The organism is Caballeronia sp. ATUFL_M2_KS44, from assembly GCF_023630965.1.
In the GTDB taxonomy this organism is placed as follows: Bacteria; Pseudomonadota; Gammaproteobacteria; order Burkholderiales; family Burkholderiaceae; genus Caballeronia; species Caballeronia concitans.
This window is the reverse complement of sequence record NZ_JALQEA010000060.1, coordinates 40,468-59,353: the sequence shown is the minus strand read 5'-3', so window position 1 is coordinate 59,353 and position 18,886 is coordinate 40,468. Positions and strand designations below refer to the sequence as shown.

The following is an 18,886-nucleotide window of genomic DNA, read 5'->3' as shown; positions in this document are numbered from 1 at the left end:
GGCGTGGGCGATGCTTTCAGCGTTCGCAGAATAGCGACGGCGTGTGTAAGCAATGTGACGGCTGCGAGCGCGTGGGAATACGCATGAACTTCAGTTGATGCCGCCGTCGTCAGTGAATTCGATGACGACGATACCGATGGTGTCGCGCTTCGCACGCTGCTTCGCGATGGATGCGACCTTGCTCAATTGCGCAGCCGCGCGCAACTGGCCGGGCTTCACGGCGACGGCGCCAACCGACATCCTCACGAAATCGAAGAACGCTTGCCTCGCGAACCGGTCTTCACCGACGATGCCGCCCGCCGCGCGATCCTCGGTGGAATAGTAGCCACGGACCTTCTCGTTGAACTCACCGGCGGCCCGGCTGATTCGTTGATACCAGTCGCCGCTTTGAAAGAGAATCAGAAAGTCGTCGCCGCCTATGTGGCCGAGAAAGTCGCCATGAGGATCGCACGCGGATGAGAGCGCGTCCGCTGCGGCCTTCAGCACGGCGTCGCCTTGCCAATAGCCGTAGCGATCGTTGAAGGGCTTGAAGTGATCGAGGTCCGCGTAGCACGCGACGAATGCAACGCCGCTGTCGATCAGACGCGCGATATGCGCGCCCAACGGAAGATTGCCGGGCAGGAACGTCAACGGATTCGCGTGGCGCGCGGCCTCGAGCCGAAGTTCGGTCACGGCACGCACGGCGCTCGCGCCCGCGATCAATCCGACGTACTTTCCGTCATCCACGACGATGAAGCCGTCGGACAACGCGTGCTGTTCGTCGTCGGTCAATAGCGTCGCGATGGTTTCGATGCTGGCCGTGCGCTCGATCGACACCGGCTCGCGATTGGCGAACTGCATGCACGCCCGCTTGCCGAAGAGTTCGCGATGATAAGGCAGCGCGAATTGATCCATGAGCGAACGGCGATTGATGAGCGCGATGGGCGTGCCTTCGCTATCGACCACGGCGAGCGCATGAATGGAGGGCAACGTGTTGAAGAGATGCACGGCGTCGTCGTTGCACGCTTCGGGCTTGAGCGTGGGCGCTTCGATGCGCATTGCTTCGAGTTGATTCGCGCTCTCGTGCACGTCGGCGCGGCGATGCTTCGTCGCGGGATAGACCGCGATCTGTTGCGATCTGAGGAGCGCGGCGGCGGACTCCGATACACGCGTGGCCGGCATTTGCGAGGGTCGTCCAAGCAGGAAGCCTTGTGCGAAGGGAATGCCGAGATCGCGCACGATCCGCAAGTCGGCCGGGCTTTCGACGCCTTCCGCGATCAGCAAGGTGCCTGTCGCGTTCGCGAACGACACCATCGATTTGACAGCTTCGAATTTGACGGCGTTCTGCGCGATGCCGTGAATGAAGTATCGATCGACCTTGACGTAGTGCGGCGCGAGATGTGCCCACAGGCTCAGCGATGCATTCGCCACGCCGTAATCGTCCACGGCGAAGCGTGCGCCGCTCGCGCGCACTGCATTGACCGAGGCGGCGAAAACATCGAGATCGGGAATCTGGCTCTGCTCGGTCAGTTCGATCACGAGCCGCTTTGCATCGGCATGCAGGAGCAACGCATCGCGGTCCGGCGCCGAGTTGATCGCCGCGGCGCTGTAGTTCACGAAGAGAAGCGCGTCCTCGTTCGGTGCGCTGCCGAAATAGGCGTCGATGCATGCCTTGCCTGAGGCGCGTTCGAGTTCGACGGCGAGCTCTTCATCGTGTGCGCGGGCGAAGAGGGCGACCGGCGACTCCAGCGCGCCGCCTGCGGGACCGCGTATGAGGCCTTCATGCCCGATGACCGCGCCGTCCGACAGCCGCACGATGGGCTGAAACAGCGCTTTCAACGCGCACGATTCGATGAGCCGCGAGATGACCGGCTCGAAGCTCGTGTCACATTCCACTGATGAAGAAGGCATAGCCACCGTCGATTCGCACCCGCGCGCGAGGGTGCAGTCGTTGAATAAATGCCTCAGCGGAATGATCGGACCGCTGAGGCATGCAGGCGATGAACGCGTGCGTTCAGCACGCTTCGAGTGTGAATGCGCGCATCATCGAAGTGAGGGCTTCGGCCTTCGTGCGCAGACCTTGTGCGGCCTGCACGCCGTCCTGTGCGAAGGCCGCGTTCTCCTGCGTGGTGCGATCGAGCATCGACATTGCGCCGTTGAGTTCGTCGAGATCGCGGCTTTGATCCGCCGATGAACTTGCAATCGAATCGATCAGGCCGACGAGACCGTCCATCGTGCCGATGAGTCCCGAAGTCGCGCTGCCCGCCTTCTCGACGGCGACACCGCTGTTGTCCACTTCCGACGTCATGCCCTTGATCAACGATGCGATCTCTTGCGCGGCGGCCGCCGTGCGGCTCGCAAGGCTGCGCACTTCCTGAGCGACGACAGCGAAGCCTCGGCCTTGCGCGCCGGCTCGCGCCGCTTCGACGGCTGCGTTGAGTGCAAGCAGATTGGTCTGGAACGAGATGCTTTCGATGACGGACGTGATGTCGCGAATGCGCGCGGAATTTTCGACGAGACCGCGCATGCGCGAGACCGCTTCCTTCGCGGCTTTATCGCCGTCTCTTGCTTGCGATGACGCCGCGTTGGCGAGCGAACGCGCCCGCGATGCGTGACCCGCGTTGTCCCGGACCATCGCGGCGAGTTCGTCGATACTGGCCGATGTCTGCTGCAGGCTCGCCGCCTGTTGCTCGGTGCGAAGCGAGAGACTCGTGTTGCCGTTCGCGAACGTCGCCGTGGTGTGCGCCATGGCATCGGTAAGCGAATTGATTTGGCCGATCATCGTCGCGAGTTGCTGGCGCATTGCTTCCATGGCGGAGAGCAGGCTGCGCGGATGCTTCGCGGGCACTTCGGTGGACAGGTCGCCCGATGCGATTCGATTCGCAAGCTGCGCGGCAACGGCGGGTTCGCCGCCGAGTTGCCGCAGCACGTTGCGCGAAAGCGAAGCGCACAACACGCCGACGATCACGAGACCGACACCGCTCAGCACGAGTACGACGACCTGAAGCACGCGTGCATCGACGATCGAGCGAGTGTATTCATCACGCGCGGCCGTCAATTGCCGCTGCCTCAATTGCAGGCCATCGTCCTGAAGCTTCTTCGACATCGGCTCGATGCTCTGCGTCTGAATCCACTGCGCTTCCGAAAGATTATTCGCGGAAAGCAGCGTGATCGCGGGTTTAAAGCCCTTGTCGCGCAGTGCGTGCCAGTCGGTTGCGAAGCGGTTCGCAAGCGCGCGATCGTCGGCGTCGAGTTCGTGAGCGAGGTACTGCTGCATCATGCGGTCGATCTGGTCGATGCGCTTCGCCGCTGAATCCACGACGCGCTTCGTCTTGTCCGCCGACGGATCGAGGATGGCATCGCTGATCGCGAACGTGGTCTCGGTAGTGCCTTCGTTGATGATGGAGATGTTCTGCAATGACTGCGCGCGCCCTTCGAACATGCGCTTGAGTGCAGCCGTGCCGTTCGATGCGGCGAGCAGTCCGGCTGTCCCGGCCGCAGCGAGCGCTAACGCCGCGACCATGCTGACGATGATGAGATGAGTTCGAACCGTGATGTTACGCATGAAGCTCCTGCATCGGGGTAGGGCAAAGGCGAACGCGTGGCGATGGTTTGCAGGCACGCGTCAGATGCAGGCTTTAACGGCCATGTACGGGCTTAATTCAATGAATTGTTTGTGACACGATGCATCGCATTGGTGCACGCATGAGATGACAATGTCACGCGCGATGCGCTAATCATGTACGGCACGTCTTCTCAAGCACGATGGTCTCGAACAGTTCGTACTCGCCGGTGGGCGTCTGGTCCGCGCCCGGTGCATGGTAGTAGCGCATCGTGATCGAACTCTTGCCGCCACGTTCGCCGGGATCGACATCGAACACGGCGATGCCGTATCCCGTGCCGGTATCGCGTTGCGCGGACCAGATCGCATCCTCGACGGCATCGGCGACAGGGCGCACGAACGTACCCGCCGTCGCGCCGGGCACGGGCCTGTTCGGCTTCGTGAACACTTGCGCTTGCGGCAGGCCATTGCCCGGATCGGTGCCGTACACGTCGAGCGGCGCGCTCGTGCCGCCGCCGCCGAGTATCAGATGAATGGTGCCGTGCGTCGTGTCGATCGGATCGTTGGCGCGCTGTGCCGTCGTCACGGGACGCGGCTGCAAGGTATCGACGCGTTCGCCGGTCACTGCATCGCGGCCCGCGTGATGATTGCAGCCGCGCACCGGATGGCTGCGCTCGTAGTCGTGATCGTGACCGCATAGCACGAGGTCCACGCCATAGCGGTCGAAGAGCGGCAGCCATGCCTCGCGGATGCCCTTGTCCGAGCCGTTGCCTGTCTTTGACGAACTCAGCGCGTCCTGATGCATCTGCACGACGATCCAGTCGATGTCGTCGTCATGCGATGCCTCGCGCAAGGTTCGTTCGAGCCAGCGCGTCTGTTCGCCGTTGCTGTATCCGCGCACATAGAACGACGTGCCGGGCGCGATCGCGGCATGGCCGGTGCTCGCGGCGGGCGCGAGCGGCGCGGGACCGGCGACGAACGCGGCGGCGTCCTGATAGACGACATCGTCGGCGTCGAGCGAGATGAAGAGCACCGAGCCGACGTTGAAGTTGTACCAGCGTCCGGGGAAATGCGTGCCGTTGTCGGGCAGCGTATAGCGCGTGAGATACGAATCGAAGCCCTGCTTGCCGTTGTTGAACTCGATCTCATGATTGCCGGGGCAGGGCATCCACGGTCTGTTCGCCGCCGATGTCTGAGCGTTGTTGCCGAAGTCGCGCCACACTTCAGGCTGATGCGTGGGATTGAGGTTCGCGTAGCAGAGGTCGCCGTTGAGCAGATGAAAGAGCGGCTGGAATCGTTCGACGGCCTGCACCGCGAAGCGGCTTTGCGGCGACGACAACACCCATCCCGTGTTCGGCGTGGCCAGATCGCCGTAACTCGTGAAGCGGAATGTGCGGCGTCCGCGCGGCGCGGTCGTGAACGTTGCGCTGAAGGGCTGCGCGGCGTTGCTGTCGTTGTCGGCGGTGACTTCGTAGCGATAAGCCGTGTCGGCGCGTAACGCGTGCAACCGTGCGTGATACGTGAAGACGGTTTCGCCGTTGAGACCATCGGTGTAGGTGCGCTGCACGGCATGAATGTCGTGCGCGTGGCCGTTGTGTTCGACGATGCGTACGCGCGGCTTGATCGCCTGCGCAAGCGACGCCCAGCTCACGACAACCTCGCTCGTCGGATCTTCGCCCCACGTCAAGTGAACCTGTTCAGGCGTTCCATCAGCATTCGACGTTTGAGCCTGCGCCGGCCCGCTCATGACATTCGCGGCGGTAGCGAGCCCTGAAGCGCCCGCGAGCTTGAGGAAGCCCCGGCGGGATGCGATCGATGCCTCATCCTGCTGGTTATTCTTGACCATGGACGTTTAATCTCCGTGTGGGGAACAGATACGTTCGCGTCTCGCAGACATTATGGTCAGGCGTGTGACCTCGCCATGACAGAGCTTACGGAAGGTTTCAATCGAGCGTACGGAACAGCGCGGCAATGCCCGCATCCAATGAGTTTTCACGAGAAGGAGAAACGCATGGCAAGCAATGAGTATGTCGTGTTCAAAGGCAAGGTCACGCTCGGCGTTCCCTTTCTGGACGGTTACAAAGGCGACCCGCATTATGTGATCGTCAGCGAAGACCCGAGCGGCAAGGAGTTTCGCATCGTCACGAACGTGAAGTCCGACAGTTCGCTCACCGGGCCAGCGGGTTATCTCGTGCTCTATGTGTGGAACCAGCATTTCGAGCATCCGATGAATGGGGACCTCGACAAGCTCGCCGCGGGCGTCACGACGACGGGCTTTCCGAAACTCGACTATGTGCATGACAAGCGGCTCGTCGATCTCACCGCGATGCGTCCCATCCCGCTCGATACGAAGGACGAGCACAACGACATCAACGCGCTGTTGAACGAGATGCTGCAACTGGACATGTCCGTCGATGGTGTCGACTATGTTTATCCGACACCAGGCTATCGCGACAATCGCCTCGGATGGAAGCCCATGAAAGACGTGACCGTGTACGGCTTCGGCTTTCTCTTCGAGCCGGGCGAGGATGGCCTGCATGAAACGCACATGAATCAGGGCAACCCGAAGCCCGCGCCGGGCAGTCATGTGAAGGATCATTCGAATGAGAACGGCGTGTTCCAGGACGGTGCAGTGATCGTCGAAGTGGACGGCAAGTTTCAGGCATTGTTCGTCGCGTTCCAGACGCAACTCGTGCCGACCGACAATCGCGGCCGGCCCATTCCCGGCGAGTCGCATCCGATATTGCAATCGAATGCGAGTGTGAAGCGCACGCCGTGAACAGTCACGCCGGTGTAACGAAAGCCTGCGATGCTCGAAGGATGTCGCCAGCACGATGAACCAAGCGTGCTGGCGATGCATCGATTCTTATCCTGCGCGCGTCCGCATCCTTTCGGAGATCCTGCAACATGAAGCGAAATCGTCTCGGCGCCGTGCATATCCCAGCAGCGCGTATCGCGCTCGCGGTTGCCGGCGCGGTCATGACCGGTCTTGCACCGGTGTCCGCGTTCGCGGCCGATGCCGTCGTTCTCTATACCGCCGACGGTCTCGAGAATCTCTACAAGGACGTGCTGCCTGCCTTCGAAAAGAAGGAAGGCGTGAAGGTGAATATTGTCACGGCGGGCAGCGGCGAAGTCGTGAATCGCGCAACGGTGGAGAAAGATTCGCCGAAAGCCGATGTGCTCGTGACGCTGCCGCCGTTCATTCAGCAGGCGTCGCAAAGCGGCTTGCTGCAGCCGTATGCGAGCGCGAACTATGCGAACGTGCCCGCGATTGCGAAGGCGCCGGATGCATCGTGGGCCACGTTCGTGAACAACTACTTCTCGTTCGCGATCAACCCGGAAGTCACGAAGAACACGCCGAAGACCTTCGCGGACTTGCTGCATCCCGATTACGGCGGTCGCATTGCATATTCGAATCCCGCGACCGCGGGCGACGGCATGGCGGTCATCATCCTGACGAGTGCGTTGATGGGCGAGGACAACGCGTTCTCGTATCTGCGCGATCTGGAGAAGCACGCGAAATTCCATACCAAAGGCACGGGCTATCTCGACGTGCTGCTTTCGCGTAACGAGATTGCGTTCGCCAACGGCGACTTGCAGATGGATCTCGACGATGCCGCGAACGGCGGCCTCTCGCTCAAGCCCGTGTTCCTCGCCGCGAAACCGGGCGACGCGCCGACGACGTTCCAGCTTCCGTATGCAATCGGCCTCATCAAGGGCGGTCCGAATCAGACCGAAGGCAAAAAGCTCGTCGACTATCTGATGTCGAAGGAAGTGCAGGCGAAAGTGCCTGACATCTACGGCATTCCGGGCCGCACCGACGTGCCGCTGACGGGCAAGAACGGCGAGACCGTCAAGCAGGCTATCGCGGGCGTGAAGCTGATTCCGGTCGACTGGAATCATGTGATGGACAAGAAGGCCGCGTGGACGACGCGCTGGAAAAACGACGTGATCGGCAATTCGGGCAAAGAGACCGAAGTGGTCAAGCCGAAGTCGTGAACACGCTCGCGCTTTCTCCGCGCAGCCGCGAGAACGCTAACGAGCTTGCGCATGAGCACGCGTTCGATGGCGTTCGCATCGAGCACTTGAGCGTGCGCTTCGGCGCGCGCACGGTGCTCGACGATCTCTCGCTCACCATCGCGCGCGGCGAGTTCCTCACGGTGCTCGGCCGCAGCGGTTGCGGCAAGACGACCTTGCTGCGCTTCATCGCGGGATTCGTCGATGCCGATGGTCTCGCGGGCCGGCTCACCGTCGCGGGGCGCGATCTCACGCATGTGCCGCCGTTTCAGCGCAATCTCGGCGTGCTGTTTCAAAGCTATGCGCTGTTCCCGCATCTCTCCGTATTCGATAACGTCGCGTTCGGCTTGCGCGCGCGGCGTTTGAAGAAGGCGGACATCACGCGGCGCGTCACCGATGCGCTCAAGCTCGTGCAACTCGGCGACGCGGGTCACATCATGCCCGCGCAATTGTCGGGCGGCATGCAGCAACGCGTTGCGCTGGCGCGATCGCTCGTCATCGAGCCGGATGTGCTGTTACTCGACGAACCGCTTTCCGCGCTCGATGCGAATCTGCGTGCATCGGTGCGAAGCGAGCTTAATGCGCTGCATGAGCGCCTGCCGAATCTCACGATCGTTTGCGTCACGCATGATCGCGACGATGCGCTCGTGCTCTCGGACCGCACGCTGTTGATGCGCGATGGCCGTATCGCGCAACTCGGCACGCCGCGCGAACTGTACGACGCGCCCAACGATGCGTTCGTCGCGCGCTATCTCGGCGCGGCGAATCTGCTGCCGCCGTCGATCCTGTTCCCGCTCGGCGATGCGCGTCACGGCGAGCGCAAAAAGCTCGCGTGCATTCGTCCCGAGTGTCTTTCGATCGTGCCGCTCGGCGATGCGCGTTTGCACGGCACGATTGCATCGGTCGAATGGTATGGATCGGCGTTGTCGATCTCCGTCGTGCTCGATGCGCTGCCCGACGAACCCGTGCTCGTTTCGATGCAGCGCGGCCACGGCCGCATGCCTGCAAAGAATGCGCGCGTGTCTTTGAAGTATGAGGTCGAAGATGTCGTCCTTGTCGGCGAGTGATGCGCTGTCCGGCCATCGCGATGCGCATGCGCGAGCGAAGGCGCGTCGCGCGCGCCGTGCGCAGTGGCAGTTGTGGTGCATTCTCGTCGTGGTGCTGGGGCCGCTCGTCATCTATCCGCTCATGCGCCTGGCCGCGCTCAGCGTCACCGGCGCACACGGCTTGACACTGCATGCGTATGCCGCGTTCTTCGGCAATCCCGAGACGCGCGGCGTCATCGGCACGACGCTCGGCATTCTCTTCGCGAGCGCAACGCTTGCTTCATTGCTCGGCGTGCTGATCGCATCGATGCTGTTTTTCAAGCCGTTTCCCGGCGCGAAACTGGTCACGCGCTTTCTCGAACTCTTCGTTGCGTTCCCTTCGTTTCTGGTCGCGTTCACGCTGATCTTTCTTTATGGCTCGCAAGGGTCCGTGAGTATCGGCATGCAGAAGCTCTTCGGTCTTCAGGCGCCGCCGCTCGATTTCCTGTTCGGCATCGGCGGCGTGATCCTCGCAGAGGTCGTGTTCTACGCGCCGTTCGTCGTGCGTCCGACGCTCGCCTCGTTCGCAACGCTCGACATGCGGCTCGTCGAAGCGGCGAAGAGTCTGGGCGCGGATTCGTCGATGGTCGCGTTCAAGGTCATCCTGCCGCTCGCGTGGCCGGGCATCGCGGCGGGCACCATCCTCTGCTTTCTGCTGACGTTGAACGAGTTCGGCATTCTGCTCGTGCTCGGCAGCGCGCATCTCATCACGTTGCCGACCGCGATCTATAGCGCGGCCACCGTCGATCTCGACTTGCCGACAGCATCGGCAGGCGCGGTTGCGATGCTCGCGATGTCGCTGTCGCTCTATGCGTTGTATCGGCGCGTGAACGTGCGCGCGGGAGGACGTGATGGCCGCTGAATGGCAACTGCGCGCATCGGCTGCAAGATCGTTTTCCGCGAGGCGCGTGGGCGCGTGGCTGGTCGCGGGCATCGCGGCGCTGCTTTGCGTGTGGCTCTTCGTGTTGCCGGTGGTCGTCGTGGCGTTGTCGAGCGTCGCGTCGCACTGGTCGGGAACCGTGTTGCCCGATGGCTTCAGCCTGCGCTGGTTCGAGCGACTGAGCAGCAGCGACTTCGACGCCGTCACCACGAGCCTCGAAGTCGGCTTCGGCGTCGCCGTGCTCGGCACCGTGCTCGGTCTCTGGCTCGCGCTTGCGCTGGAAGGACGCGACCGGCGCGGCGTCGGCGCGTGGGTCGACATGATCGCGATGATGCCCAACGGCGTGCCGAGCGTCGTGCTCGGCCTCGCGGTGTTGATCGCGTATCACAAGAAGCCGCTCGATCTTTCGGGCTCGGCGGCTATCGTCGTGCTCGTGCAACTGGCGCTCGTGCTGCCGTTTTGTTATCGATGCGCGGCTGCGGCGTTGCGCCCCGAACTGACCGTGCTGCGCGAAGCAGCGGCGAGTCTCGGCGCGCCGCCCGCGATGGTGCTCGTGCGCGTGGTGCTGCCGCAACTCGTGCCGGCCGTTCGCGCGAGCCTCGCGCTCGCGTTCGCGTTGTCGCTCGGCGAACTCGGCGCGACGCTCACCGTGTATCCGCCGGGGTTCGCGACGGTGCCGATCGTCGTCGTCGGGCAGGTGAATCGCGGCTATTACTTGCCGGCGTCGGCGCTCTCGTTGATTCTGCTCGGCGTGTCGCTGGCCGCGCTGCTGCTGATCGCCGCGAAGGCGCCGCGATTGCGCATCAATCGATAGCTGAAGGATCGCATGTCACTCTCACTCGCCGATATCCGGCATCTCTTCGAACGGCACGGCGGCATTGCATATAGCGGCGAACCGGTCACGCAGTTGCAGCACGCATTGCAGACCGCGGCGCTCGCGGAAGAAGCCGGCGCGGATGATGCGCTCGTCGCGGCTTCCCTGCTTCACGATCTCGGGCACTTGATTAACCTGCAAGGCGATACGCCGAGCAAGCGGGGCATCGACGATCTTCATCAGTATTACGCGCTGCCTTTTTTGCGGCCCTTATTCGGCGATGCCGTGCTCGAACCGATCCGTCTTCATGTCGATGCGAAGCGCTGCCTGTGCGCGATCGATGCCGAGTATGTCGGCAATCTCTCGGCAGATTCCGTGCGCAGCCTGAAGCTGCAAGGCGGCGTGTTCGACGAGAAACAGGCGGCCGCTTTCATGTCGAAACCGTATTCGCACGATGCGCTCGCGCTCCGCCGATGGGACGATCTCGCGAAGTCGCCCACGCGCAAGACGCCTTCGATCGATCATTACATGGCGGTGGTGAGGCGAGTCGCGTCGAGCTAACGGCTATCCACTAACGCGAGCGCCTTTTGCAACGCGCCGATGTCGATCGGCTTGATGAAGTAATGATCGAAGCCGGCGCCTTTGGCGAGCACTTTGTCGTGCGCCTGCCCGTAGCCGGACAGCGCGACAAACAAGGCATGATCGTTCTTTGAGTCCAGATGCAGGCGCCGCGCGAGTTCGTATCCGTCCATATCCGGCAACCCGATATCCAGAATGAAGACCTGCGGAAGAAAAGAACTTGCTTCTTCGAGTCCGGCAAGCGCGGTATGGCGCGTCGCGACGTCATGTCCTCCCAGTCGAAGCAGCGTCGCCAGCGATTCCGCTCCGTCTTCGTTGTCGTCGACGATCAGAATCCGCAGCGGATTGATCGTGGCATGATCTTCGACCGAAGCAAGAGGGCGCTCGGCGATTAACCTGTTAGTTTCCAGAATCGGCAGCGTCACGAGAAACACACTTCCTTTGCCGAGGCCATCGCTCTTTGCTGTCACGGTGCCGCCGTGCAAATCCATGATGCTTTTGACCAAGGCGAGTCCGAGGCCGAGTCCGCCCTGAATGCGGTCGGGTGTACGTTCCGCCTGCGTGAATAGCTCGAACACATGCGGGAGTAGCTTTGCGTCGATTCCCGTTCCATTGTCTATCACGTCAATGCACACGAGCGAGCCGGTCATTTTCATGACGAGTTCGATCTTTCCTCCTCTCGGTGTGTATTTCGCAGCGTTGTTCAAGAGATTGGCCACGACCTGAATGAGGCGCGTACGATCGCCCAATACGACCGCGTTCGTTGAAGTGAGTTGAATAGTCAAGTCGTGCTGTCTTGCCTCGATCAACGGCCGGGCCTGTTCGATCGCACTGTTGATGATCTCCTTGATACTCACTTCTTCCTTGTCTATGGTGGCGAGACCGCGCGTCACGCGAGAGACGTCCAGCAGATCATCGACTAACTCGGTGAGATGCTTTACCTGACGGAAAATGATGTCGCTGGATCGCCTGACGTCATGTTCGTTGCGATCGCCCAATACGAGAAGTTGAGCGGCCGTGCTAATGGGTGCGAGCGGATTGCGCAGTTCATGGGCGAGCATTGCGAGGAACTCGTCCTTGCGGCGGTTTTCCTGCTGCAATGCTTCTTCTGCCTGACGCTGATCCGTCACGTCCGTATTGGAACCGAACCATCGCACGACATTCCCGTGTTCATCGCGGATAGGCACTGCGCGAGACAGGAACCAGCGATATCGTCCATCCGCACTGCGCAGCGGAAACGTATCTTCCCAAGTGAGTTTGCCTACCACGATGCTGTTGTAATACTTGGCCGTGACGGCTTCTACATAGTCGGGATGATGCACTCTGCGCCAGCCCCAGCCCTGCATCTCCTCCAGCGTCGTGCCCGTATATTGAAACCAGCGATTGTTGAACCAGAAGATCGACCCGTCGCTATTCGCCATCCAGGCCAGTTGCGGAATGTTTTCAGCGAGTGCCCGGAAGCGGATTTCGCTTTCGCGCACATCGGACTGCGCTTTCTTCAGTTCCGATATATCGAGAACATAGGCAATCGCTTCGGCGTCGGTGTTTCCAAGCGTCGCTGCGCCGATGTAGACCGGTAAGCGCGCACCATCCTTCCTGAAGTACTCTTTTTCGAAGGGCCGCGTTCTTCCTTTGGATTCGAGTTCTTCCAACGCACATGCGTCCGGCTTTTCCCATTCGGCGGGCGTGAGCGAACGCCAGGACAAACCGTGCTGGTCGAACTCGTCCCGCGTGTAGCCGAGCATATGCAGGAATTTCTCATTCACTGCGGTTATTCTGCCGATGGAATCGAATTCGTAGATGCCGATGATGTCGGATTCGACAATCTTCCGGAACTTGGATTCCGATTTGACACGCGCCTCTTCAGCGAGTCTTTGCTCGTGGACGTCCGTGCTTGATCCGATCCAGCGCAAGACGTGGCCGGATTCGTCGCGGATAGGCAGCGCCCGCGCAAGCACCCATCGATATTCGCCCGACCGATGCCGCACGCGATATTCGATCTGGTAAGGATCGCCGGTGGAAAGGGACTTTCCCCATTCCTGCGAAGCGCGCTCCTGATCGTCCGGGTGTAGTACGTTGCCCCATCTTTCCCCAGTCGTCGAATCCGGGGAGACACCCGTGAAATCGAAATACTGCTTGTTGTAGTAGTAGTGATCGCCTTCGGGGGAAGTCGACCACACCATTTGAGGCATCGCGTTGGCGATTTCCCGAAAGCGGGCTTCGCTTTCTTCAATGGCCTGTTGTTTCAGTACGCGTTCCGTGACGTCTTCGACCTGATGAATGATGTAGACGACCTCTCCCGAGGAATCCAGTATCGGCGTGTTCAGCGGACTCCAGTAGCGTACTTCGAATTCTTCTTCGGCCGAATCACGCACGGGAATATCGTATCTTTGCACCGCCATTGCATCGGGCACCTTGTTCCTGAGCACTCGCGACAGGGAAGCACGGAGATTGCGGACACCGGTGGCGGTGGGATCGTCGGGATTATCGGGAAATACCTCGAACACGTTCTTCCCCAGAATCTGCGCGCGCGTCGACATGGTGGCGCGCAGCCGCGCCTCATTAGCGGCAACCATGATGAAATCGGGCGTCAGAATCAGGTAGGGAACGGGCGTGGCCTCGAATAGAAGTCGGAAATCGGGCTCAAGGGCGAACGGGGAGGGTATTGAGCGAACCGACATTACAACTCCTATACGGGCCTGAATGGACAGTCGAACTGACTCGACAGATTGTGTCCCACTTTTGTTCTTGCAACTTGTAATCAGCAATGGAGGGGCCGCGTGTGGGACGAAGGCGCGTCATAGCGCGTGTCCGTGGGTCTCGACTGGCTGAATTGTCGACGTGACGTCTTGCTCGGGCGACGAAGGCATCGTCGATCCTCGTCGACAGCCAGCAAGGGGCAGAGGCTGCGTAGCAGCCTCAAGACGATGCGATCAGGGGAGTTGTATCAGCAGTGCGCGTGCCTTGGCATGGCCGCACGCGACGCAGCCGATGAGCGTGCGTTGCAGATTCGGGAGCGACAACGGATGCGCGCTTTCGATAAGCGCTGCACAACGCGCGCGGCGACGGCCCTCGTCAGCGCTCAGCGCGCGAAGTAGATCGCCACATAGCCGGGATGATCGGTGCTCGCACCGCTCGCCGGTATGGCCTGTTCGACGAGTACCGTCTGGTTCGCCGCGTTTTGATAGATGTGCAGGCGGATGGTCTGCGGCGCGTTCGGCTGGCTCGTATCGGCGAGGCCGGCATCCGAGAGCATGGCGCTTGCCTGCGTCGCGCTGAAGGCTTGATCGACGATGCGCACGGTCGTCGAGGGATTGCCGTCGAACACGTTGTCCGAGAAGCTGCCGTCCGCGTTCACCGTCAGCGTCGATGCGGGCGACGGGCTGCCTTCCGCCTTCGCGCCGCAGTTCTCCCAGCCATCGAACACCTTCGCGCTCGCGCCGAACGTGCTCCAGGTCGCCGTCGCGTTCGGCACGAGACTCCATCCCGCATTCAACAATGCCGCGACGCTCTTGATGTTCACGCCCGCGTTCACGTTGACGACAGTGCCGATGCTGTTGGTCGGCGCGGATACGCAGGCGATGCCCGCGCCCGCATAGCTGGACGGCCGATAGAGCGATGCGAGCGCGTTATTGCCCGCCACCACGAACGGCGCGGCGATGGGGCTTGCAAGCGACGCATTCGATGTCGTCGTCGCGGGCATGATCGAGAGCGAGACGGCTGTCGTGTCGCCGAGCAGCACGCTGTTCTGATAGGCGGTCGCGGCCGGTGCGGGCGGCGGCGGCGCACTGCTGTCCCCGCCGCCACCGCCGCCGCACGACGCCACCAACATCGCTCCGATACTTGAAACAAGGCGTTTTTTCATCGGATCAGGGTTGCGGCAGCAAGGTCGGCGAGACCTGCGACGCATTCGTGATGAAGACGTTGTTCGCATCGTCCTGCAGCAGATAGCCCTGCTTGACGAGCGCGTTCGCCGCCGCCGCGACCGCCGACTGATAGCGCGACCGGCTGCCGCCGTAGAGCGTCTGGAGCGTGGCGCGCGAATCGACGCCGCCCGCCTGACCCGCCGCGTTCACCGCGAGCGGAATCGCCGCGCCGTTGGAGATGCAGCCGTCGCCGATCGCATGACCCTGGCCGCGATAGTTCCAGCCCGTGTAGGTCGCGAGCGGCACGCTCACGTCCGGCACGGCCACGCCGGTGGTTTCGTTGCCGTTCGCATCGACCTTCGGCACGAGGATGGTGTACTGCTGCGCCGTGTTCACCAAGGGCGTCGCCGTGCTGTAGTCGGTCACGAAGAGCTGGTTGTACTCACCGTTGAACGTGAGCTTGAGCGGTGTCGGCGTGGCGCTGGGTCCGCTCGGCACGGTCACGTTCGCGAGATTCGGAAAGCCCGTCGCCGTTTGCGTCGGTGCGACAAGATTGCCCGATGCCACCGTCGGATACTGCGATGCAGGCGGCGGCGTGTTTTGTCCCACCCACGCGACGAGCGCGGGAATCAGCGCGCGTTCGACCGGCGTTTCTTCCACGGGCGAACCGGGCAACTGGCACTGACTGCCCGCGACCGGCAAGGTCATGTTGCCCGTGGTCACACCGCTGCCGCCGCCGTGTTGCGTGCCCGGCACGAGGTAATAGCGCACGTTCTGCGGAAGCTGGATGTCGTTGCCGCGCCCATCGGTCACGACCAGCGATGCGCCGCCGCCCCACCATTCGAACGCGCCGTCGAGCTGCATGATCTTCGGGCACGTATTGGTCGCGGTGCATTGCTTGAGCAGGCCATCGGTCGTGCCGCTCACGGGGTCCGTCATCACTGCATAGCTGAACGGGAACTGGAAGCCCGGCATGAAGTGATCCTCATGCTGCTTGGACCAGCGGCCCGGCTGCGCGAAGGCCGCGTTGGTCCACGTGCGGCGCGCGGCGGAGATGATGGGGAACATGCCATCGAAGACGATCTTGCCGTTCTTGTCCGCGTTGAAGCCCTGATACAGGAAGTCCTTCATGAAGCGGCCGGATTGCGAAATGCCTTCGCCCACGGCGATATCGAAGTTCGTGCTCGTGGAACACGTCGTGGCCACGCAGGCTGCGCCCTTCAGATCGTTGAGCGGATTGGCGACGCCCTGCGCATCCGTGTTCTCGTAGCGCAGGAAGGACACGAGATCGCGCAGCGCCGCGAAGCCGATGCCATCGACGGTCGGCGCGGCGGCCTTGTACACGAAGCTGTAGATCGTGCCTGCATCGGGCGCGACGCTCTGGCCATTCGGTCCCGGCACGGTCGAAGGCGGGCTGAAGGTCACCGAGTAATTGCCTTCGTAGACGTTGTTGGGCGTGCTCGCGTAGCTCCATGACGTGACGGGCACCGATGGCGCGCTATACGTCTCCACGCCTCCCGGAATGCTGCCGTATGCCGTGAGCCACGACTGCCGCGCGGTGAAGGTCACCGAGGTCTTGTCGTTGAGATCGGCGGGCGGATAGGTGAGCGGAATCTGCGTGGGATTGCCGCCCGCGTAGTCGGGAATGAACTCCTCGCGCGAGAAGGCGGTCATGGGCGAACCATCGGGATTGGTCGCGACCGGAAAGCTCGTGCCGAGCAGGCCCGCGCCCGCGAGCGCGCTCGTGCCGTTGAGCGGCACATCGCCTTGCCAGCCGCTCCAGAGAATCGTCCAGCCGTTACGCAGCAACGAAGGAAACGTCGCCGGGGGCGCTGCGCCCGTATCGAGCGCGCCGCCGCCGATGAACGACGCATCGCCGATCTTGCTGCCGCGATTCACCACGTCGTAGAAGAGCACGCGCTTCGCGTTCGATGCGCTCGCCGGACGCAGGATGACGACATCGGTCGCATACGCGACATAGCCATCCGCGCCCTTCGGCGCATTCTTGATGTTCACGATGCCCGCATTGAGCGGATTGTTCGGATCGAGTTCGCCGTGCACCACGGCGGTGATGACCTGATACGGTCCCGCCGCGCCCGCAGGTGTCGCACCGCCGAACGCGGGCGCGCTGGAAATGATCTGGAAGCTGTTGATGAAGCCCGCGCCCTTGTCCGTGGGCGATGGACCGTGGTCGTCGCTGTGGCCGCATCCGCTCGTGATCGCAGCGAAAACACTGGCAGTAAATAGCATTCCTACATATCGTGATCTCATCGTCGTGTCTCCCAACAGACTGCCTTCGGGCGTCGTGCCAGCGGACCGTTCGATACGGCCGCGAGTCTCTAGAATGCGGGACGTGCAGGCGCGTCGGATGGGCTGGCTTACGCCGGGCGAGCGCGCGGGAAGGAATGCGGGTGATACTGAAAAAATCACGTAAGGCTTTGGAATGCTTAAATATACGCAACGCCTTTTTATGTATTTATAATTCGCTTAATCGCATTTCCTACTAGCGTTTACGCGTATCTTTGAACGTTGTCTGCGTTCATCGCCACCGAGGAAAACGCCATGTCGAACAAGCTCACGCGCGCGGACCAATTGCGTGAATCCATCGAGGAAGACATCGCGACGGGCGCGCTTCTGCCCGGCGCGCCGCTGGACGAAGCGGAGCTGACCGCGCGCTTTCAGATGTCGAGGACGCCGGTGCGCGAAGCGCTCCTGCAACTCGAAGCGGCGGGCATGGTGGAGATGCGGCCGCGTCATGGCGCGGTGGTTGCGAAGATCAGTCTGGATCGCCTGGTCGAGATGTTCGAAGTCATGGCCGAACTGGAGGCCATGTGCGGGCGTCTTGCCGCAAGACGCATGAGTCCCGAACAGATCGAGGCGCTGCGCGCGTCGCACTTCGCGTGTCAGGCCGCGCACGATGCCGGCGACACGGACGGCTACTATCACCTCAACGAGCGCTTCCACTGCCTCATCTACGAAGCGAGTCACAACACTTATCTGCGCGATCAGGCCAAGGCGCTGCACAAGCTGCTGCGTCCTTACCGGCGTTTGCAGTTGCGCGTGAAAGGCCGCATGAACGAATCGTTCGGGGAGCATCAGGCGGTGGTCGATGCGCTCGCCGGCGGTGATGGCGATGCCGCCGCCGCCGCGTTGCGCGGACATATCGTCGTGCAAGGCGAGCGCTTCGGCGATCTCATCGCGGCGCTCGCGCAAGTGCAGGCGCAGGCGAACGTGGGATGAAGGCGATGACATCGCATGGAACCGGGCGAGGGCAGCACTCAAGTACGTGCCTCTGCCGGCCGCCTCATCGGTTGCGAAGCGTGATTCTTTTGTGCGGAAAGCGTGCTACTTCTGCCTCTGTTCGACGTTTCGCAGTCCACGCCGGACCCGTACACTTCTTTCCGTGGCGATGAAACGAAACGACGAGTCGCGAAGGAAAGTCACCGAGCATGCCGGCCTGCCTATACTCTTTTCCGGACCACCGGTCGTCGCTGTAGCGACTCGTGTTTCATCGCTCCGATTTGGCATTGAGTCGTTACGGGGAAGTTGACGCGAGAAGTGTTGTACGAAGTTACCACGCAAGAGGGTACGCGAAGCCCCGGTCCGAACATCGGCCGGGGCTTCGTCTTTTCCGCGATTATTGCGTGTCTTTGAGCTTATGCGGCTTCGGCGGCGCTTTCACCTTGTTGTACTCGAATTCGGGCGTATTCTTGAGCGCGTCTTTCGTGGCGCCCGCCAGATAGAAGTTGCCGTTGCGAATGTCCAGAGAAGCGATCGGCACGGCCACGTCATGCGTGGCCACGCCCAGGAAACCGCCCGTCGAGATGATGGCGGCAGAAACCGTTGCGTCCGGCGACACCACCAGGTCCTTGATCGAACCGATCTTCTCGTTCTTGTCGTTGTAGACAGCCTTTCCCAGGATGCTCTTCTTCGTGCTCCAGCCCTGAAGCAGCGCTTGAGATTGCTCGACCGTGACGCTCAGCGGTTGAGTCCCGGCAACCTGGGCCTGAGCGCCCAGGCTTGCAGCGCCGATTGCGGTAGCGAGTGCGAGGCATCGCAGCGATTTCATGGATTTTCCTCCGTTATTGATTGGCTGAACCGTGG

Annotated in this window: 14 protein-coding genes; 7 read left to right on the top strand and 7 right to left on the bottom strand. The window is 61.9% G+C overall.

Features of this window, described 5'->3' with window-relative positions; translation table 11 throughout:
• Positions 1-90 precede the first annotated feature (90 nt).
• From NCR39_RS26340 to NCR39_RS26330, 3 genes are all read right to left on the bottom strand, one after another.
• A complete protein-coding gene (locus tag NCR39_RS26340) occupies positions 91-1,890 on the bottom strand; it encodes a GGDEF domain-containing protein (protein WP_250455381.1) in 1,800 nt (599 codons plus the stop codon).
• Between the two features lie 103 nt (positions 1,891-1,993).
• Complete coding sequence (locus NCR39_RS26335) at positions 1,994-3,544, bottom strand: methyl-accepting chemotaxis protein (RefSeq protein WP_250455379.1); 1,551 nt, start codon at positions 3,542-3,544, stop codon at positions 1,994-1,996.
• Positions 3,545-3,716: 172 nt separating this feature from the next.
• Positions 3,717-5,387, bottom strand: coding sequence for a purple acid phosphatase family protein (locus NCR39_RS26330; protein WP_250455377.1), 1,671 nt, complete (start codon positions 5,385-5,387; stop codon positions 3,717-3,719).
• Between the two features lie 165 nt (positions 5,388-5,552).
• Between NCR39_RS26330 and NCR39_RS26325 the strand changes: the two genes are divergently transcribed.
• The 6 genes from NCR39_RS26325 to NCR39_RS26300 all read left to right on the top strand — a co-directional run bounded on the left by NCR39_RS26325 (position 5,553) and on the right by NCR39_RS26300 (position 10,898).
• Positions 5,553-6,320 carry a DUF2278 family protein gene (locus tag NCR39_RS26325; RefSeq protein ID WP_250455375.1) on the top strand — a complete coding sequence of 256 codons (768 nt, stop codon included), beginning with the start codon at positions 5,553-5,555 and terminating at the stop codon, positions 6,318-6,320.
• A gap of 128 nt (positions 6,321-6,448) precedes the next feature.
• Complete coding sequence (gene phnS / locus NCR39_RS26320) at positions 6,449-7,540, top strand: 2-aminoethylphosphonate ABC transporter substrate-binding protein (protein ID WP_284507374.1); 1,092 nt, start codon at positions 6,449-6,451, stop codon at positions 7,538-7,540.
• A 77-nt stretch (positions 7,541-7,617) separates the two neighbouring features.
• Positions 7,618-8,625, top strand: a complete 1,008-nt coding sequence (gene phnT / locus NCR39_RS26315; RefSeq protein ID WP_250455403.1) for a 2-aminoethylphosphonate ABC transport system ATP-binding subunit PhnT — start codon at positions 7,618-7,620, stop codon at positions 8,623-8,625.
• Entirely contained in the window at positions 8,603-9,505 is a 903-nt protein-coding gene (locus tag NCR39_RS26310) for a 2-aminoethylphosphonate ABC transporter permease subunit (RefSeq protein ID WP_502800285.1), read from the top strand. Before phnT ends, NCR39_RS26310 begins: the two co-directional genes overlap by 23 nt.
• Complete coding sequence (gene phnV, locus NCR39_RS26305) at positions 9,495-10,337, top strand: 2-aminoethylphosphonate ABC transport system, membrane component PhnV (protein ID WP_250455371.1); 843 nt, start codon at positions 9,495-9,497, stop codon at positions 10,335-10,337. Before NCR39_RS26310 ends, phnV begins: the two co-directional genes overlap by 11 nt.
• A gap of 12 nt (positions 10,338-10,349) precedes the next feature.
• Positions 10,350-10,898, top strand: coding sequence for a phosphonate degradation HD-domain oxygenase (locus NCR39_RS26300; RefSeq protein ID WP_250455369.1), 549 nt, complete (start codon positions 10,350-10,352; stop codon positions 10,896-10,898).
• On the opposite strand, the gene NCR39_RS26295 is transcribed toward NCR39_RS26300, so the two are convergent.
• From NCR39_RS26295 to NCR39_RS26285, 3 genes are all read right to left on the bottom strand, one after another.
• The gene (locus NCR39_RS26295) at positions 10,895-13,597 is read right to left on the bottom strand and encodes a PAS domain-containing hybrid sensor histidine kinase/response regulator (RefSeq protein WP_250455367.1); all 2,703 of its coding nucleotides are present in this window, start codon (positions 13,595-13,597) and stop codon (positions 10,895-10,897) included. The genes NCR39_RS26300 and NCR39_RS26295 overlap by 4 nt on opposite strands.
• Positions 13,598-13,998: 401 nt before the next feature.
• Positions 13,999-14,748, bottom strand: coding sequence for a hypothetical protein (locus NCR39_RS26290; protein ID WP_250455364.1), 750 nt, complete (start codon positions 14,746-14,748; stop codon positions 13,999-14,001).
• A 37-nt stretch (positions 14,749-14,785) separates the two neighbouring features.
• Positions 14,786-17,032, bottom strand: a complete 2,247-nt coding sequence (locus tag NCR39_RS26285) for an alpha/beta hydrolase domain-containing protein (RefSeq protein ID WP_250455362.1) — start codon at positions 17,030-17,032, stop codon at positions 14,786-14,788.
• A gap of 312 nt (positions 17,033-17,344) precedes the next feature.
• On the opposite strand from NCR39_RS26285, the gene NCR39_RS26280 reads away from it, so the two are divergent.
• Positions 17,345-18,022 carry a GntR family transcriptional regulator gene (locus tag NCR39_RS26280; RefSeq protein ID WP_250455361.1) on the top strand — a complete coding sequence of 226 codons (678 nt, stop codon included), beginning with the start codon at positions 17,345-17,347 and terminating at the stop codon, positions 18,020-18,022.
• 397 nt (positions 18,023-18,419) lie between these two features.
• On the opposite strand, the gene NCR39_RS26275 is transcribed toward NCR39_RS26280, so the two are convergent.
• A complete protein-coding gene (locus tag NCR39_RS26275) occupies positions 18,420-18,851 on the bottom strand; it encodes a PRC-barrel domain-containing protein (RefSeq protein WP_250455401.1) in 432 nt (143 codons plus the stop codon).
• Between the last annotated feature and the right edge of the window lie 35 nt (positions 18,852-18,886).

What these genes read in the sequence shown, in the direction of transcription:
- NCR39_RS26340 (WP_250455381.1), bottom strand. Translation starts at nt 1,890, where the DNA reads ATGCCTTCTTCATCAGTGGAATGTGACACGAGCTTCGAGCCGGTCATC.
- NCR39_RS26335 (WP_250455379.1), bottom strand. Translation starts at nt 3,544, where the DNA reads ATGCGTAACATCACGGTTCGAACTCATCTCATCATCGTCAGCATGGTC.
- NCR39_RS26330 (WP_250455377.1), bottom strand. Translation starts at nt 5,387, where the DNA reads ATGGTCAAGAATAACCAGCAGGATGAGGCATCGATCGCATCCCGCCGG.
- NCR39_RS26325 (WP_250455375.1), top strand. Translation starts at nt 5,553, where the DNA reads ATGGCAAGCAATGAGTATGTCGTGTTCAAAGGCAAGGTCACGCTCGGC.
- phnS (WP_284507374.1), top strand. Translation starts at nt 6,449, where the DNA reads ATGAAGCGAAATCGTCTCGGCGCCGTGCATATCCCAGCAGCGCGTATC.
- NCR39_RS26310 (WP_502800285.1), top strand. Translation starts at nt 8,603, where the DNA reads ATGTCGTCCTTGTCGGCGAGTGATGCGCTGTCCGGCCATCGCGATGCG.
- phnV (WP_250455371.1), top strand. Translation starts at nt 9,495, where the DNA reads ATGGCCGCTGAATGGCAACTGCGCGCATCGGCTGCAAGATCGTTTTCC.
- NCR39_RS26300 (WP_250455369.1), top strand. Translation starts at nt 10,350, where the DNA reads ATGTCACTCTCACTCGCCGATATCCGGCATCTCTTCGAACGGCACGGC.
- NCR39_RS26295 (WP_250455367.1), bottom strand. Translation starts at nt 13,597, where the DNA reads ATGTCGGTTCGCTCAATACCCTCCCCGTTCGCCCTTGAGCCCGATTTC.
- NCR39_RS26290 (WP_250455364.1), bottom strand. Translation starts at nt 14,748, where the DNA reads ATGTTGGTGGCGTCGTGCGGCGGCGGTGGCGGCGGGGACAGCAGTGCG.
- NCR39_RS26285 (WP_250455362.1), bottom strand. Translation starts at nt 17,032, where the DNA reads ATGCTATTTACTGCCAGTGTTTTCGCTGCGATCACGAGCGGATGCGGC.
- NCR39_RS26280 (WP_250455361.1), top strand. Translation starts at nt 17,345, where the DNA reads ATGTCGAACAAGCTCACGCGCGCGGACCAATTGCGTGAATCCATCGAG.
- NCR39_RS26275 (WP_250455401.1), bottom strand. Translation starts at nt 18,851, where the DNA reads ATGAAATCGCTGCGATGCCTCGCACTCGCTACCGCAATCGGCGCTGCA.